At 34.1% G+C, this 14871-nt stretch carries 18 protein-coding genes; all 18 read right to left on the bottom strand.

Going from position 1 to position 14871, the window contains the following annotated elements:
* Positions 1-102 precede the first annotated feature (102 nt).
* The 18 genes from H7U22_RS05820 to prs all read right to left on the bottom strand — a co-directional run bounded on the left by H7U22_RS05820 (position 103) and on the right by prs (position 14820).
* Entirely contained in the window at positions 103-891 is a 789-nt protein-coding gene (locus H7U22_RS05820) for a hypothetical protein (RefSeq protein ID WP_187070404.1), read from the bottom strand.
* Positions 888-1856 (bottom strand): glycosyltransferase, encoded by a 969-nt coding sequence (locus H7U22_RS05815; RefSeq protein WP_187070403.1) that lies wholly within the window; start codon positions 1854-1856, stop codon positions 888-890. The genes H7U22_RS05820 and H7U22_RS05815 overlap by 4 nt, the downstream gene beginning before the upstream one ends.
* Before the next feature lie 131 nt (positions 1857-1987).
* Positions 1988-2941: a glycosyltransferase family 2 protein gene (locus H7U22_RS05810; protein WP_187070402.1), complete on the bottom strand. Its 954-nt coding sequence runs from the start codon at positions 2939-2941 to the stop codon at positions 1988-1990.
* 113 nt (positions 2942-3054) lie between these two features.
* The gene (locus H7U22_RS05805; RefSeq protein ID WP_187070401.1) at positions 3055-3222 is read right to left on the bottom strand and encodes a hypothetical protein; all 168 of its coding nucleotides are present in this window, start codon (positions 3220-3222) and stop codon (positions 3055-3057) included.
* Entirely contained in the window at positions 3212-3787 is a 576-nt protein-coding gene (locus H7U22_RS05800; protein WP_187070400.1) for a zeta toxin family protein, read from the bottom strand. The genes H7U22_RS05805 and H7U22_RS05800 overlap by 11 nt, the downstream gene beginning before the upstream one ends.
* 69 nt (positions 3788-3856) lie before the next feature.
* On the bottom strand, positions 3857-4390 hold the full coding sequence (locus tag H7U22_RS05795) for a DUF4199 domain-containing protein (protein WP_187070399.1): 534 nt from the start codon (positions 4388-4390) through the stop codon (positions 3857-3859).
* 11 nt (positions 4391-4401) lie between these two features.
* On the bottom strand, positions 4402-5070 hold the full coding sequence (locus tag H7U22_RS05790) for a hypothetical protein (protein WP_187070398.1): 669 nt from the start codon (positions 5068-5070) through the stop codon (positions 4402-4404).
* A 64-nt stretch (positions 5071-5134) separates the two neighbouring features.
* Complete coding sequence (locus H7U22_RS05785; protein ID WP_187070397.1) at positions 5135-6391, bottom strand: dihydroorotase; 1257 nt, start codon at positions 6389-6391, stop codon at positions 5135-5137.
* A complete protein-coding gene (locus H7U22_RS05780) occupies positions 6388-8427 on the bottom strand; it encodes a BatA domain-containing protein (RefSeq protein ID WP_187070396.1) in 2040 nt (679 codons plus the stop codon). Before H7U22_RS05780 ends, H7U22_RS05785 begins: the two co-directional genes overlap by 4 nt.
* Positions 8428-8481: 54 nt before the next feature.
* Positions 8482-9312 (bottom strand): TlpA family protein disulfide reductase, encoded by an 831-nt coding sequence (locus H7U22_RS05775; RefSeq protein ID WP_187070395.1) that lies wholly within the window; start codon positions 9310-9312, stop codon positions 8482-8484.
* 52 nt (positions 9313-9364) lie between these two features.
* Complete coding sequence (locus H7U22_RS05770; protein WP_187070394.1) at positions 9365-9769, bottom strand: hypothetical protein; 405 nt, start codon at positions 9767-9769, stop codon at positions 9365-9367.
* Between the two features lie 62 nt (positions 9770-9831).
* Complete coding sequence (locus tag H7U22_RS05765) at positions 9832-11289, bottom strand: nicotinate phosphoribosyltransferase (protein ID WP_187070393.1); 1458 nt, start codon at positions 11287-11289, stop codon at positions 9832-9834.
* A 17-nt stretch (positions 11290-11306) separates the two neighbouring features.
* Positions 11307-12038 carry a metallophosphoesterase family protein gene (locus H7U22_RS05760; protein ID WP_222621803.1) on the bottom strand — a complete coding sequence of 244 codons (732 nt, stop codon included), beginning with the start codon at positions 12036-12038 and terminating at the stop codon, positions 11307-11309.
* Positions 12039-12068: 30 nt separating this feature from the next.
* Positions 12069-12923, bottom strand: coding sequence for a DUF2971 domain-containing protein (locus H7U22_RS05755; RefSeq protein WP_187070392.1), 855 nt, complete (start codon positions 12921-12923; stop codon positions 12069-12071).
* Positions 12910-13482, bottom strand: a complete 573-nt coding sequence (locus H7U22_RS05750) for an NADAR family protein (protein ID WP_248284690.1) — start codon at positions 13480-13482, stop codon at positions 12910-12912. Before H7U22_RS05750 ends, H7U22_RS05755 begins: the two co-directional genes overlap by 14 nt.
* A 14-nt stretch (positions 13483-13496) precedes the next feature.
* The gene (locus tag H7U22_RS05745) at positions 13497-13865 is read right to left on the bottom strand and encodes a nucleoside 2-deoxyribosyltransferase domain-containing protein (protein WP_222621802.1); all 369 of its coding nucleotides are present in this window, start codon (positions 13863-13865) and stop codon (positions 13497-13499) included.
* A gap of 12 nt (positions 13866-13877) precedes the next feature.
* Positions 13878-13979 (bottom strand): nucleoside 2-deoxyribosyltransferase domain-containing protein, encoded by a 102-nt coding sequence (locus H7U22_RS22820; RefSeq protein WP_222621801.1) that lies wholly within the window; start codon positions 13977-13979, stop codon positions 13878-13880.
* Between the two features lie 4 nt (positions 13980-13983).
* On the bottom strand, positions 13984-14820 hold the full coding sequence (gene prs, locus H7U22_RS05740; protein ID WP_187070391.1) for a ribose-phosphate diphosphokinase: 837 nt from the start codon (positions 14818-14820) through the stop codon (positions 13984-13986).
* Positions 14821-14871 lie beyond the last annotated feature (51 nt).

Genomic DNA, 14871 nt, shown 5'->3' with positions numbered 1-14871 from the left:
CCCCTAAAGGGGCTTCTCCTTTCTAATGTTAATATTCAGTTTGCTAATTTTAATACGCATAGTATAATGCAGTTTGCAATTCTCCTTTAGGGGATTTAGAGGTTAAACAATATTATGTAAAATATCTGGATGCTCATCGCCTTGATATTCACTAGAAATTTTGCGGTAAGCCACGGTTAATGCAACACTAGATAGTGGAACAATAATAAATGAGCTTAAAATATTTACAATAAATGCAACAAGAGGCCAGTGCAAATAGTTTAGTAAAAGGTAAATTAAATAACCACCACCGAGAACAACTAGAAGCAATAATATTTTGGTAAAATTCCCTTTGGTAGTGGCCAAACTTAGTTTGATAGATTCGAATGGGCCAACATTTTTATCAATTATAAAAAATGGAAAAAATGAAATTCTCAGCCAGGTAATAAAAATGGCAATAATCCCAACCGAAATGGCTACGTTTTTAACGATGCTAATATTTATGCCTGTATAAATAAATGGAAAGGCAATTAAGATAACAACCAAATAAACGCCCAAAATGCATCCTACAAAATATAAGGTTGCAATTAGAAATCTAATAATTTGGAGTCTGGTTGGTAAGGTATCAACAATTTTTACATCATTTTCTTCATCATCCATCAAATGGAAAATGTATTTAAACAAAGAAAGGTTGATGGTAAAATAAAGCATAATGAAAATTATTACCATTACAAAACTAAGAACCTTACTAACATCTTTAATAAAAAACGCCATCAAACTGGATGCACTTGCCGTAATAAACATTAAGAAACATAGCGTAGCTATAGAAAAATAATGTTTTTTGGTAATGCCCCAAGCCTTTTGAATTACTTCATTAACGGCAAACGTACTTTCTTTTAGATAATTTATCATTGTTGTTTAAATACCACTCTCTTTATAAAATCTTGTATAAATCCTAAGCCATAAGCGGTTAATTGGATAAATGAAGATATAATGCTCAAAAATGCAACTTTTAAACTTTTATTTACTGACCATGAGTGAAAAAATATCAACATAAAGTATAGTAAAAGGAAAAAGTTGCAAACAAAGCCCAAAGGCCAATATAATATATTACAAAGAATAGTAATTATAAAACCGATTGTAAAAACTGCGGGAAAGAAATGGACAAGCTTTAGTTGCGATGGAAAATGTTTATAAATATTAATCCTCGCTCTGCCAAAAAAGTGTAGTTGTTTATAAAACTGGCTAAAGCTCGTTCGTCTTTTATGGTATACTACAGCATCAGGGATTAATCCGATTTTGAACCCGCTTTCATGAATCCGAATGCTGTATTCAATGTCTTCGCCCAATCGGGTTAGAATAAAACCCCCAACCTTTTCCCAAACTTGTCTCGAAACCCCCATATTGAAGCTCCGCGGATGAAATTGACCAATATGATTTTTGTTCCCACGGATTCCTCCTGTTGTAAATGGAGAAGTCATGGCATAACTTATTGCCTTTTGAACTGGAGTAAAACTTTCATGCGCAGCATCTGGCCCGCCGTAAGCATCTAAATGATGCTCGTAAAGGTAATTTTTAACTTCTTCTAAATAATTTGCGGGGATTAAGCAATCAGAATCAAATATGACGAAGTAATCTCCCTTCGCCCTTTCGAAACCATAATTCCGTGTAAATCCCTGCCCTTCATTTTCCTTAAAGAAATACCGAACATCCAACTTATTGCTAAAACTTTCTACAATCGCCCTTGCATCTTGCTTAGAACCATCCTCGATTACCAATACCTCAAACTGCAAATAGGTTTGCTTAGTTAGCGTATTAAGCAACTCATTTATTTCTTGCGGGCGATTATAAAGTGGGATTATTATAGAAAAGAACATATACCTCCCAACCCCCTAAAGGGGGAGTTAAAACCCAGATCCAAAATTGGGCTATTATTAAAGTCTATTATTTTTTGAGCCATTTTAGCTTAAGTATTTTTACCCATGCTATTAGTTCCCCCTTCAGGGGACTAGGGGGTTCTTTTTTCTATTAAATATTGATTTCTTTCAGGTGCGTTACGGGTAACTAATTCGGCAACAAAACCAGTTAAAAACATTTGCGAGCCTACAACGATTGCAACTAAAGCAATGTAGAACAAAGGTTGATCGGTTATTTCTCTTTTATATGGAATTTCAGCAGCAATGTGATATAGCTTTACTCCAATCATCCAGAGCGCCATAAATGTTCCAATTAAAAAACTCAACACACCCAGAGAACCAAAAAAGTGCATTGGGCGTTTACCAAACTTGCCGACAAAGAAAATGGAAAGTAAATCTAAAAAGCCATTTATAAACCTGCTGAAACCAAATTTCGTTGTTCCATATTTACGAGCTCTGTGCTCTACAACTTGTTCGGCAATTTTATTAAAACCAGCCCATTTTGCAATGACTGGAATATAGCGGTGCATTTCTCCGTAAACTTCAATGGTTTTAATCACATCACTCCGGTAAGCTTTTAATCCGCAATTAAAATCATTCAATTCAATTCCACTCATTTTGCGGGTAGCCGCATTGAATAATTTTGTAGGAATTGTTTTCGTGATTGGATCGTAGCGTTTCTTTTTCCAGCCCGAGATTAAATCAAGCTTTTCTTCTTTTATACGGCGATATAATTCGGGGATTTCATCAGGACTATCTTGCAAATCTGCATCCATGGTAATAATCACATCACCTTGTGTGGCTTCGAAACCAACATTTAACGCAGCTGATTTTCCGTAATTTCTTCTAAATTTAATCCCTTTTATAGCATCATTCTGTTCTCTTAGCGATTCTATAACTTCCCAAGATTTATCCGTACTGCCGTCATCAATTAACACAATTTCGTAACTGAAATTATTGTCGTTCATCACTTTGGCAATCCATGCCGTTAATTCTGGCAAAGATTCATCTTCATTAAATAAGGGTACTACAACTGATATATCCATTTTTCAAGCATAAACCTCGTAGGTTTTAAAACCTACGAGGTTTGTTAAAATAAAACGTGCAAATTTCATCAAATTAAATGATAAAACGTGCACGTTCAAAATTTTGATATTTATTATAATTTTATGTCTTTGGCTTTTACTTTAATAATTTTTCCTTGATCAGAAAAAACAAAAACTCCACTGTTTTTCTTTTTTTGGGCAACTAACTTTTCAAAAGCGAGATTAAGCCCATTTCTAATCTTTTCTCTTATTTCAATATTACTTATCAGATTATTTTCCATTAGACATTAGATTAAGTTTAGACCAGATACCTTTTTCAAAGATAGTTATTTCCTTATTTAAATTTCCTTCGGCGATAAATTGCAAACGACCATCCGAACTATCAATAATTAACCAATAATTAGCTTCTGCACAAAATAATTTTAAATTCATCATCCCCCTAAAATATCGTCTTCTAATAACTTCTTCAGGAATATTGTGCCCGCCTTCCGAAACCCTTATTTTTACTCTTTCGATTGCCAATTCTACATCGTTAAGCCAAAAAAACAAAAGCGTAATTTTATATCCTACGGATTTAGCTCTAGCAATAGTATTAAGATAAGACTTTGTTGTTAATGTTGTTTCAATGGCAAAATCTTTTTGATTATTTAACAATTCATCAATCCTGGTTAACATAATTTTACCAGCTTGAATAGCGACACTTTCAGGATTGAAAGGTGATATACCTTTCGCAATTTCATCAGCATTAACAAACTCTTTACAATTTAACATTTCTGGCAATACCGTAAATGATGCAGTTGTTTTTCCTGCTCCATTACATCCAGAAATTATATATAAGTTTGGCATTAAGTTGTTAAATACCGTGCAAATCTTAAAAAATTACACGTATAAAATTTTGATTATTTGTCAACCAAATTAAATACGTTCCTTTTTAACTACCGCAGCTGTAATCAAACTAATTATTAATCCGAATAAAGTGTAAGTAATTGCAGAACCAAAAGCGATCATATAAATCATATACTTACTCATCATCTGAATTCCTTTTACTGCTTGTTCATTATCTCCAGCAGCTTTCATTTGTGTATCCAAAATCTCTTGTAATGCACCTTTATCAATTAAACCGTAATAAAGCATCATTAATAAACCGATGAACAATCCAGAATAAGCTGCAACTTTAAACCCTGTAGAGAATGCTCTTCCATAGGTTATAAAACCTCCTAAATCTTGCTTATGTTTATTTTGAGCATAATAAATAGCTAAAATAAAAGTTCCATAAGATAGTATCATAGAAACTGCTTTTTGCCATATCGGTGTGCCTTCAATTTGTGCACTCATCCCTAAGAGATTCATTACAAATACCAAAGCCAAAGTGTATAGTGCAAAAGTTATCGCAACCTGAAACGCTAATGCATTAGGTTTTTTTTCTTCTTGAGCAATCTGTTGTTCCATTTGAGTATAATTTAGTTATTAATTGTAGTAATCAATGTATAAGTAGCAGAATCAAACGATTTGTTACTGCTAAATTGAATTAATTCTTTACTTGTTTCTGCACTTCCCTCAGTATCAAGGAAAAATGCCATAAAAGGGACGAATAATTCTTTCATCTCCTCACTAACATTTAGTGTAGGAGCGGTATTACAAATTTCCTCAACGCTACTTTCTGCCAATTGTTGGTTACTGATCAGTTCTTCATAGATCTCAAACTCATCCTGAAATTCATCATCTTCTACCAATAAGAATTCTTTAAGGAAATCGCCCAATTCTGGATCCAATTCTTCATCCTTGCACTCTTTAATGTATAAAAGAAGATTTAAAAGTTCGGTTCCTCTATCGATCGTTTCTTCCTCAATATTTGCCCATTCATCACCTTCCAAATAATCATCCTCTAATTTTTGAACATCGCTACTGAAGAAATTCACCATTAACAAATCAAAAAATACCTCTCTAAGTTCCTCAAACTTTGGATAAGAATCGAAAACTGCATCAAATGCAATTGCCTTATCTAAAAAATTAACTTCCAGCTCAAATGAAGCAATTAGTTCTTTTTCGAAACCTTCAACATTTATTGCCGAAACTTCAGCATATTTATTTACTGTAGCGATTAACGCCTTTTTTACTCTATTATCCATTTTATTAGTATCAAGTATTTAGTATTAAGACCTAAGATAGCTTTCAGCTTTAGTCTTTTAACTTTTAGTTTTCTTGGTATTGATTGTTGTTATATACTAGTATTACTTTTCCAGTCAATTCGGTACCCATTAGCGGATTATTAGCCGATTTCGAATAATTGCTAGAAGCATTGTACATCCATTTCTCATCAGTAGCGAAAACTGTGAAATTTGCCTCTGCACCTTCTTCAATTACCGGAATATTTAAATTTAATAATTTACGTGGGTTAATGGCTAATTTCTCGGCAATTAAACTTACATCCAATCCAGCCTTTAACAATAATGGCAAAACGGTTTGCAAAGCAATGATTCCATAATGGGCAATTTCAAATTCAACACTTTTAAATTCTATTTCTTCTGGGCGATGCTGAGAAGTAATTGCATCTATTGTTCCGTCTTTTAAACCTGCAATTAAGGCCTTAACATCGGCTTTACCTCGCAATGGTGGTTTTACCTTATAATTGCTATCAAAATCATTTAAAAGCTCTTCGGTAAATACCAAATGATGCGCTGTTACATCGCAAGTAACTTGAACGCCATCCTTTTTGGCTTTACGAATTAGCGAAACTGAACCCGCTGTAGAAATATTATTGATGTGAATTTTAGTTTCGTTATAAGTGGCCAAGAAAATATCGCGGGCAATATGCATTTCTTCTGCCAAGGCAGGCAAACCTTTCATACCTAAAAGTACAGAATTTTTGCTCTCGTTAATTTGCGATTTCCCAGCAATCGATTTGTTTTCGGGATAAACCATTAATAAAGCGTCGAAACCTTTGGCGTATTGCAAAGCCCGACTCATAAAACCATCATCTTGCAATGCCCGATCTCCATCAGAAAAGGCCACCGCACCTGCTCTTTGCATATCAAAGAGCTCGGCAAGTTCTTTAGCCTCTCTATTTTGACTAATGGCACCAATCGGCATTACATCAACCAGATTGTTTTTTGCTTTATTGATAATGTATTCTACCTGAGATTTTGATTGTACCACTGGATTTGCCTGAGGCAATAAGGCCAACCCTGTAAAACCTCCCGCTTTGGCGGTTGCCGTTAATGTTTCAATATCTTCTTTGGTTTCGTAACCAGGATCTCCGGCAACGCAGTTTAAATCGAAAAATCCAGGAGTTAAGAAAGCACCTTCAGCATCAAAAACAGATTCGTTTTTTTCGGCTTCGAGTTTGCCTATGTTTTTAATTTTACCATCAACTACCCGCAAATCGCATTGCTGTTTGTTAAAATTACTTTGCGGATCGACGATTGTTATGTTCTTAACAAGGAGATTCATATTGTTTTTTTAGGGTTATTAAAAAATCTGATGAGCAAAATTTCGATTGCAATAAAAATCAGCGACAAAATTAGACAAAGTTTCCATAAAGTCTGTCCGATTTTGTTTCCGCCAGCAATTAATTTTACGGCATCTTTATCCGTATCGAATATCTTCAGATTACTTTTTTCAGCCAAATGATCTAACTCGGTTTTACTTAGATAATGCAGATCAGATTCTGTTCTGCTATTATTAAAACTATAAACTGCCAGTAATGAATCGGCTAATTCCAGATTGTAAAAGCCAGCGGTTTTTATTTGATCGGCCGTATAAATAATTGTTTTTCCACCTGCCTGACGGACTTCAGGAATCGCTTCGAAATTTTTAGAAGTAAGTTTTAAAGTTTGATTTTTACCCAAGCTGATCTGCTTACTCGTTAAGGCATTATCGTTGCCCAAACTGGAATATAATTTTTGCTCCTGTCCGCCATTTAAAGCTAGGCGATACATTAAGGGCACAAAAACGGGGTGACGTGCAAAGTTTCCATCGTTTGCATTTAAACCTGTAGCTGACAAATAAATTTGCCCACTACCAATTCCATATTTCGCAACAAACAATTTTCCACCCGGCAGTTCCATAATATTCTCTTTGTTCGATTTGTTATTCTCTGCGAAAGAAAAATACCGGTTAACTGTTGGTAAATCTAAATTTTTAGGAACCTGCTCAAATACAGTTTTGAAAATGGGATTTTCTAAATCTATTTTGTCAACCTTAGTAGCTATAGTGTTTAAGGCTTGGATATTGGGCAAGGAAAGGTTGCTCAAAAATGAATTGTAATTTTGAATGTCAGCATCAAGATCTGGAAATATTACCACAGAACCACCAGTATTTAAATAAGTTTTGAGCTGTTGCGCCAAGCCAGTCGAAGGATTTTTTAATCCGTTTAATACAATTAAACCAAAGTTGGAGAAACCGCTATAGTTAACATTAGTTTCTGCATTTTCGGTAAGTTTATAATATGGATCAACTCCAAAAAGAGATTTAATGTAATTTCCTGCGGTTGCTCCATTGATGCTTAATACAGGTAAATTTTCATCAACTTTAAAACTGAAAGAAAGAGAATCATCAAAAGTTACCGGAAAATCTTTAATCGTTATAATTCCTTTTTGCCAACCTGATTTTAATCCTGAAAAACTCAAGGTATCTCTTTTTATCTTCCCTGCCGGAATACTTACCGAGCTTAAACCTTTCTGTTGATTGTTGATGTTCAACTTCAAAGGAATGTTTACGGCTTCTTCATCCGAATAGTTTTTTAACTGTACTACTATTTTCTCGTTTGCACCGGGCTGGTGGTTTGGCGAAAGTGCCCAAACACTATCTACAGCAACATTGGGCAAAGTTGTTGCGTTTAGTTTTAAAAATGAATACTGAATCTCTGGTTTAGTTTCAAGCTTGTGATTTGTTGAAATGTTTTTCTGAAAATCGGAGATTACAAAACTGTATTTATTTTCCGAACCCGTTAAAACATTTCCTTGTCGGTTTAAAATTTGCTGAAGATTTCGAGAAACTGATGAAATTTTGACATCATCTAAGGCTTTCAAAAATTCTTCCTCATTAAGCAATCGCTGATGCTTGCCTTCAAAATCGTTGGTTAAGAGCTGGAAACGATCATTTAATCCAAAACCCTTAATTAATTCTTTAGCTCTTCTTTTAGCTTCATCAAGTAAGTTGCCATCTTTATTAACGGCTTCCATACTATATGAATTATCAATATAAATACTGACCGAATTATTTAGTCCACTATTTTTTTGATTGTTTTGGGGAATGTAAGGTTGGGCAAATGCCAATACCAAAAAGATTATGGCTAAAATTCTGGAAAGTAAAATGAGTAGATTTTTGAGTTTCTCTCTTGAAGAATTTTGTTGCTCTACTTCCTTTAAAAGCTGAACATTAGAGAAATGAACCTTTTTAAATTTCCTAAAATTGAATAAATGAATAATGACCGGGATAGCAACCGATAATAGTGCGAAAAGAAAGCCCGGATAAAGGAAATTCATTAAAAATCAAAGATAGAAAAAATATGGATAGTGGAAAATTGAAAGCAATTAATATTATAGCTTGGCTTGGGCATTCAAAATTGTTTCAACATCATCACCATTATTTACTACGCTAACGATATTTCCAATCTTACTAATTATAATGTGCGTTGGAAATATATTAACATCTAGAACTTTAGAAATATACTGATCTTGATTACCAACAATACTATAATCGAATTTTGTTTTGGTAAAAAACTCTTTTAAGGCTTTGTCGTTATCTGGCGCCAAACTTATAAAAACAATATCTTTTCTATTTTTATAGAAAGCTACAAGCTGATTTAATTTTGGCATTTCTTTTACACAGGCCACACAACCAATAAACCAGCATTTAAAAAGCACAATTTTCCCTCTTGTATTGGCTGATGAATATTCGATTCCGTTAACATCTTTGAACTTGAAAGGTGGAACTGGTTTACCTTCCAATTTAAAATGTTTAATTTCAGTAATTGCATCATTGCTAATCACAGATGATAAATCTTTAAACGATTTTGCAGGAATTTTAGTTAATTTATAATTTAAGGTGTCATTTTTAGAGTTTAACAACAACGGTAGATAATTGCCAGACTTCAATTTTTCAAGAAAAGCTAATTTTTTGATTTCCTTTCCAGCTTCGTCAAAAGCCAAAAATTTATTATAAAGTTTAACATAGTGCGTATGATAGGTCCAATAAGTAAGAAAATCTTTAGTTATTTCTGATAATGGGAATTGCGGCTGACCTACATTTGATAAGTCTTTTTTCATTGGAGCAACCACTGCAACACTGTCATCTAACTTGATAGTTTTTGAGTTTTGATTACAAGAAACTAATGTTGAAACGCAAATAATAATAAGTAGATTTCTCATAATTTCAATAAAGAATAACAATCTACAAATAAAAAACTAAAAGGATAGTTTATTAATAAATAAACCCCGGAAATTCAATATTAACAATCTTCCATTCTCTACCCTGCAAAGCGAAAAAAAGTTTAAATGGTCCGCTTACTATCTTTGATTCTTTTTGAAGTACATCTCTATAACCCGCAACGCCTTCAACAAATCCCATTCCTTTACCATTGCTCAGCAATTCTAAATTAACATCAATAATATCATACCTTCCACCAACATATTCGTCAGATTTACCGAAGATACCTTTCAGTCTACTAAGGATCACATCCTTACCAATTACTTTGCCATTTGGAAGAATGAAAAAATCATTCAATTCTTCAGTAATCGATTTTGATTGCTTAAACCAAGAATTTATAAATCTAGTGGCACTATTAACTATATCTGCCTGATGGTTAAAATTGGAATTTTCTTGCATGGTAATCTTTAAAAAAAATTAATCGACCAACAAAAAAGCTAGTCGATTAAAACTTGGCGAAGTTAACTATTCTTTAGCCTTTCTCTAATTTCAGCAAGAGAATAATCGATCAATAGTTTGCCATCTCTAAAAACTTCTTTCAATTCGCCCTGCGCTTCTTCCTCCCAAGTACACTGATCTTTCAGTTCGTATTCGCCAGCAGCATTTTTAAAAATCTGGAGTAATCCCTTTGCCGATTTTTTAGTACCATCATCAGTAATTGGATCTTTGAAAATCTCTCTACCAACGCCATCTACTTCACCGTAAGTTGCTTTCATGGCAAAGCCAAAAGTATCTCTCGTGTTATACTGATAGGTAAACGAACCAATGCCGAAAACCACATTTGTTGATGCAAAACCTTTAGTCTTTAATTTTTCGCAAATTTGTGTTGCACGCTCTGTTGTAATGCTATCGCCGTAAATTGCACCGATTTGTGGAACCAGCTCCTTAAAACCCTTATCGTTGGTTTTGCCGCCAAAAACATCCCAAAGCAGCTCAATAACACCTTTTCGCTCGTTCTCGTTTTTACCATTAGGGTTACCGCAAATAATATCAACAGGATCCCCAGAATCTGGACGGATAACAACTTTACCTGGTCTTGCAATAATATTTTCCTTTAATTGAGGCAAATATTCGGTTAAAACTTTCCATAAATCCCAAGTATCAGAAACTATGGAAACAATTCCTTTCGGATAAACTTCTAAAATTAAACGTTTAAAAGTTTCCAATTCGCCGGTGTTTGTACCCATACACATTACCGAGTGCTCGGTTGCGGCTACCGATCCGCCAATCAGCTCCAAATCGGAATTTGCATTGTAGTATTCTTCCAGAAACTCGATGGCAGGAATGGTATCTGTACCTGTAAAACTTAATAAATGACCAGCCGCCGAAGTTATAGCAGCTTCTATTCCGCCCATGCCACGCATCGAAAAATCGTGACCTTGCCAATCCACAAATTCAGGAACAGACGACGTTTCAGCGGCATATTTATCCAATATTATTCTGTATTGTTTCGCAACGGTAGCAGAATTGCATGGCAACCAAACCACCGCAGAAAGTAATGTTTCGAAATAATTAGTTAGCCAGAAAAATTCTGGTTTGGTGTTGTACATGGTAAACATGGGTACCCGCAAAGGAACTTCAGCGCCCTCTGGTAGCGATTTAAAAACCATCGGGATATAGCCTAAATCGTGCAAATCGCCAATATGTTCTGTTCCAACCAAATTTTCGCCTAAATAATTATTTATTCTACGAGCGTATTTTTTTAGGATATCTTCTTTTGGCTGCGCAAAGAAATTCTGATTGAAATCTTCAATAATGTATTTCTTAATAAAATATTGCAAGCCAAATAAAACGACATGGCTTACATTTTCCAATCGGCTTTTTCTTGGTGTCCAGTTAGAATAAACTAAGGTTGTGTTGTCTGGGTATTGCCTGCGATGATCTACTTTATAGCCATCTGTTAATAATAATGGATTCATGGTTTTATGTTTTATTGTTAATTTTTATTTCTTCCTTTTTCGTTTGGATAAAGCTTTTGAAGTGAATCGCTTTGCCAAAACTGTTTTGTATTAATATCTAAGCCAGTTAATTTTCCGGTAAATGCAGCGCCTGTATCAATGTTCCAAACATTGCATCCGTTCATCGGAATATCTTCATTGTAATAAAGTGTTGGTGTGTGGCCAATGTATATTTCGTTAAAAAGCAGCAACCTCTTTGGGTACAATGCAGAATCTTTCTTAATTCTGGTGTCCATGGTAATCGCCATTTCCCAAAGGGTTCTATCCCAAGAATAATTTGATGAATAGCGTTCTTTTTCTGGACCATGCATAGAGGAAAAACCTGCATGAATGAATAGATTATTCTGTTCATCGATGTAATAATCTTTCATCCGCTCAAAGAAATTTAAATGATTTTGCTTTGCAGAATTTTCTAAGTTCTCGTAACTTTTTATTGTTTCTTTTCCTCCGTGGAGATACCAAACCTCATCGATTGTCGCTTTCTTCAGCCAATCGTAACACCAAACATCGTGGTTTCCCCTGATAAAAATACATTGATGGTTTTCTTCCAATTTCAAAAGATAATCGATGGTTTGAGCAGCCTCACTCCAACCATCAACATAATCGCCAAGAAAAATTAATTTATCATTTGGCGTAATTTCGGCTCTTTGAAATAATTGGATCAAACCCTTTAAACCGCCGTGAATATCTCCGATAACTAATGTTCTCATGATTGAAATTCAATATAAATATTGTTAAATTTAAAAAAGAGTACTCTTACCATTTATGACTTCTTTTTTCTCCAATTCAAATTTCTCCTTATTCATCTTAATCTCACTTACAAGAATATGAGGATAAATTTTTATCAATTTTTCAGCAAATGGAAGCTTATCCTCTTCTCTGAATTTACATCCGAGAATTACCTCTGTAATAAACTCAGAATCAATTTTATGTACTTTGCCGTTTTTATAAGTATGTAACAATCTATACTCATTTTCATGTGACCAGACATTCCATTTAGTGTAAAATAAATTAAGAAAGTGATGGTGGTTCTCATCAGGAAAGAGAGGAATTAAAGGAAAATTATCTCTGTAAATAACTTTCCCACCCATTCCAAAGATTTTAGAGGAAATAAGTTTTTCGGTATCATAACCAATGCAAATACCATAATGAGAATCTGCGTAATACGACCACATCAATGTATTCACTGGGTCTTCAGTTAAACAAAATATTCCAAAATCTTTACAAGATCTCTTAAAGGTATCAATGTCAAACTGTTCTATATGATCTGGGTTATTTAAAAGGCCTTTTCTATGATTCTTATATGCGTAATTTTGCAAAAATTCAGCAGATTCGTTAGGAAATTGTTGTCCAGCTAATTGTAAACACTTTTTATAGATATTTTCTTCTGTTAAATCATTTGGATTATATCGAAAAGGTATTGCTGAATCGTAAGGATCATTAAAAGTATCAGCAGAAGGAATGTACAATTCCATAGAATATAATGAACTCACAGCTGCTGAAACCTTTTTCTGAATAGAATCTTGATAATAATATCTGTATTTATAAAGAGATGGCGGTAATTTAAGTTCATCAATAAGTTTAACTGCGCTCATAATCTAAATATTTAGTATAAATCTCATCCCTCACTTCCATCAAGGCAAAGCCCAACAAATTTTCGCCTTTCCAATTCTTAGGAATTCTTGCATTGAAATCATCCTCCGCTAAACCTATTCCCCAAATCAAATCCACAGGACTTGCCTCTACCAGAACCTTATTTTTTGTTTGTAGTAAGAACGACTTTAAATCTTCATTTTGAGAAAATTTGAGAAAATTACCTTGCCTTACGATTTCAAATTTATAAGCATCCCATTTTGAGGCATCAAAATTTTTAATTTGTCGCCCTAAATCCTTTACATCTTTAGGCAATTTTTTGGTTAAGATCTTCTCAAAAACCTCCTCATCGTTAAATAACCTTGCTTTTTTGGCCATCATATAATGTTCAGCAGTTAAATAGCTTAAGCCATTTTCCATAAAAGTTGCCTCCCACCATTGGCTCAAGCAAGTTTTAATGATAGAACTATCCCTGCTTTTCTGGTGCCCCCAAAACATTAAGAAATCGACTTTTTTATTCTCGGTTTCTTGAATTAACCAATCTATATCGTATTTCATCATTGTTTATATTTAACTTAACGAATTACCCTACTATTCAAATCAGAAATTACTGCCGAGGTTAAGTCAGATAATATTTGAAATTGTGGGATTCCCTTACGTTTGCAAACAATATCTATATTCCCTTTTCTCCAAAAACCAGCCTCACAGCAAACCATTAATTTACCCGAATCGGCAAACAACCCGAGTTCCATCATCGATATCGGAGATTTCGATTCGCCAGATAAGAAAAGCAAAATGATATCTGCTTTTTCCATAGCATCCAATTCCCAGTTTACCTGTTCACAAAATTGCTCATTATCAATACTTTGAGTCCAGCTATTATCCCAATCTTTTCTCCGCAGATTAAATATATTTAGCCCGCTTAAAGCTTTCTCTGCTGTCAATTTCTCAACAACCTATTGCTGCCAGTCAATTGAATTTCCCATATCAATTGTTCCAGCTAAAAATATAGAAATCCCATTAGATGGAATATTTTGCGGAGGAAGTATCGTATTCATTTTCTTAAGATAAAATGTTCTGTAATTTAATTTGAGTTACGCCTGCATGCTCAACTTCCTTGATAGAGTCGGTTGTGAAAATTTGCTCGAAGTATTTACTCAATTCATCAAAGCCTTTGCTAAAAATTCCGTGACTAATGGCCAAGTATAATTTGCCAGCATTTTTGTTATTTAGCTCTTCGGCAAGGCCGATAAAAGTTCCGCCACCATCACAAATATCATCTACAATTAAGCAATCGGATCGGTTTAAATCATCAGCATATACTTTAAAGCCCGAAAGTTTTCCGGTTTTAACATCTCTACTTTTTGAACATTCTACCACTTCTGCACCGCCTAAAAATTCAGAAACCTTATAAATTTTCTTTAAAGCGCCGCCATCAGGAGAAATTAATTGTACTTCGTTGCCAATTTTTGCAATAACCTGCTTAATAAATTCGTGGTTAGAAATGGTAATGCAATTATTTAAAAGAGCTGGTGTAACTTCGCTATGTGGATCGAAAACGGTAACACTTTCAAAGCCCATTGCGTTGATAATATCGGCATAAACCTTAACCGATAAAGGCTCGCCAGAAATCATAACCCGATCTTGCCTTGCCGCAGGAAAGTATGGAATGAAAAGATCAATCTGCTTTACACCCATCCTTTTTAAGGCATCGACAGTTATGCAGATCATCCCGAGATCATTAAAAGAGTTTATTCTTTGCGTAATAGTGATTGGAATATTTGCATCAAAATTATTTGAAATTTTAATGTGTGGTTCACCACCTGCAAACAAGAAAGATTTGTATTCGATTTGGTTATTTTCGCCTAGCGGAGTGAAACCTTGATTTAAATTCAACATATATTTGCGTATTATTTACACAAATATAAAAATGATTTTTACAATTCAAAA

The sequence above is a fragment of the Pedobacter fastidiosus genome (assembly GCF_014306625.1).
GTDB classification, from domain to species: domain Bacteria; phylum Bacteroidota; class Bacteroidia; order Sphingobacteriales; family Sphingobacteriaceae; genus Pedobacter; species Pedobacter fastidiosus.
The sequence above is the reverse complement of the archived record's forward strand: the minus strand, read 5'-3'. Positions and strand labels throughout refer to the sequence as shown.

What these genes read in the sequence shown, in the direction of transcription:
- H7U22_RS05820 (WP_187070404.1), bottom strand. Translation starts at nt 891, where the DNA reads ATGATAAATTATCTAAAAGAAAGTACGTTTGCCGTTAATGAAGTAATT.
- H7U22_RS05815 (WP_187070403.1), bottom strand. Translation starts at nt 1,856, where the DNA reads ATGTTCTTTTCTATAATAATCCCACTTTATAATCGCCCGCAAGAAATA.
- H7U22_RS05810 (WP_187070402.1), bottom strand. Translation starts at nt 2,941, where the DNA reads ATGGATATATCAGTTGTAGTACCCTTATTTAATGAAGATGAATCTTTG.
- H7U22_RS05805 (WP_187070401.1), bottom strand. Translation starts at nt 3,222, where the DNA reads ATGGAAAATAATCTGATAAGTAATATTGAAATAAGAGAAAAGATTAGA.
- H7U22_RS05800 (WP_187070400.1), bottom strand. Translation starts at nt 3,787, where the DNA reads ATGCCAAACTTATATATAATTTCTGGATGTAATGGAGCAGGAAAAACA.
- H7U22_RS05795 (WP_187070399.1), bottom strand. Translation starts at nt 4,390, where the DNA reads ATGGAACAACAGATTGCTCAAGAAGAAAAAAAACCTAATGCATTAGCG.
- H7U22_RS05790 (WP_187070398.1), bottom strand. Translation starts at nt 5,070, where the DNA reads ATGGATAATAGAGTAAAAAAGGCGTTAATCGCTACAGTAAATAAATAT.
- H7U22_RS05785 (WP_187070397.1), bottom strand. Translation starts at nt 6,391, where the DNA reads ATGAATCTCCTTGTTAAGAACATAACAATCGTCGATCCGCAAAGTAAT.
- H7U22_RS05780 (WP_187070396.1), bottom strand. Translation starts at nt 8,427, where the DNA reads ATGAATTTCCTTTATCCGGGCTTTCTTTTCGCACTATTATCGGTTGCT.
- H7U22_RS05775 (WP_187070395.1), bottom strand. Translation starts at nt 9,312, where the DNA reads ATGAGAAATCTACTTATTATTATTTGCGTTTCAACATTAGTTTCTTGT.
- H7U22_RS05770 (WP_187070394.1), bottom strand. Translation starts at nt 9,769, where the DNA reads ATGCAAGAAAATTCCAATTTTAACCATCAGGCAGATATAGTTAATAGT.
- H7U22_RS05765 (WP_187070393.1), bottom strand. Translation starts at nt 11,289, where the DNA reads ATGAATCCATTATTATTAACAGATGGCTATAAAGTAGATCATCGCAGG.
- H7U22_RS05760 (WP_222621803.1), bottom strand. Translation starts at nt 12,038, where the DNA reads ATGAGAACATTAGTTATCGGAGATATTCACGGCGGTTTAAAGGGTTTG.
- H7U22_RS05755 (WP_187070392.1), bottom strand. Translation starts at nt 12,923, where the DNA reads ATGAGCGCAGTTAAACTTATTGATGAACTTAAATTACCGCCATCTCTT.
- H7U22_RS05750 (WP_248284690.1), bottom strand. Translation starts at nt 13,482, where the DNA reads ATGATGAAATACGATATAGATTGGTTAATTCAAGAAACCGAGAATAAA.
- H7U22_RS22820 (WP_222621801.1), bottom strand. Translation starts at nt 13,979, where the DNA reads ATGAATACGATACTTCCTCCGCAAAATATTCCATCTAATGGGATTTCT.
- prs (WP_187070391.1), bottom strand. Translation starts at nt 14,820, where the DNA reads ATGTTGAATTTAAATCAAGGTTTCACTCCGCTAGGCGAAAATAACCAA.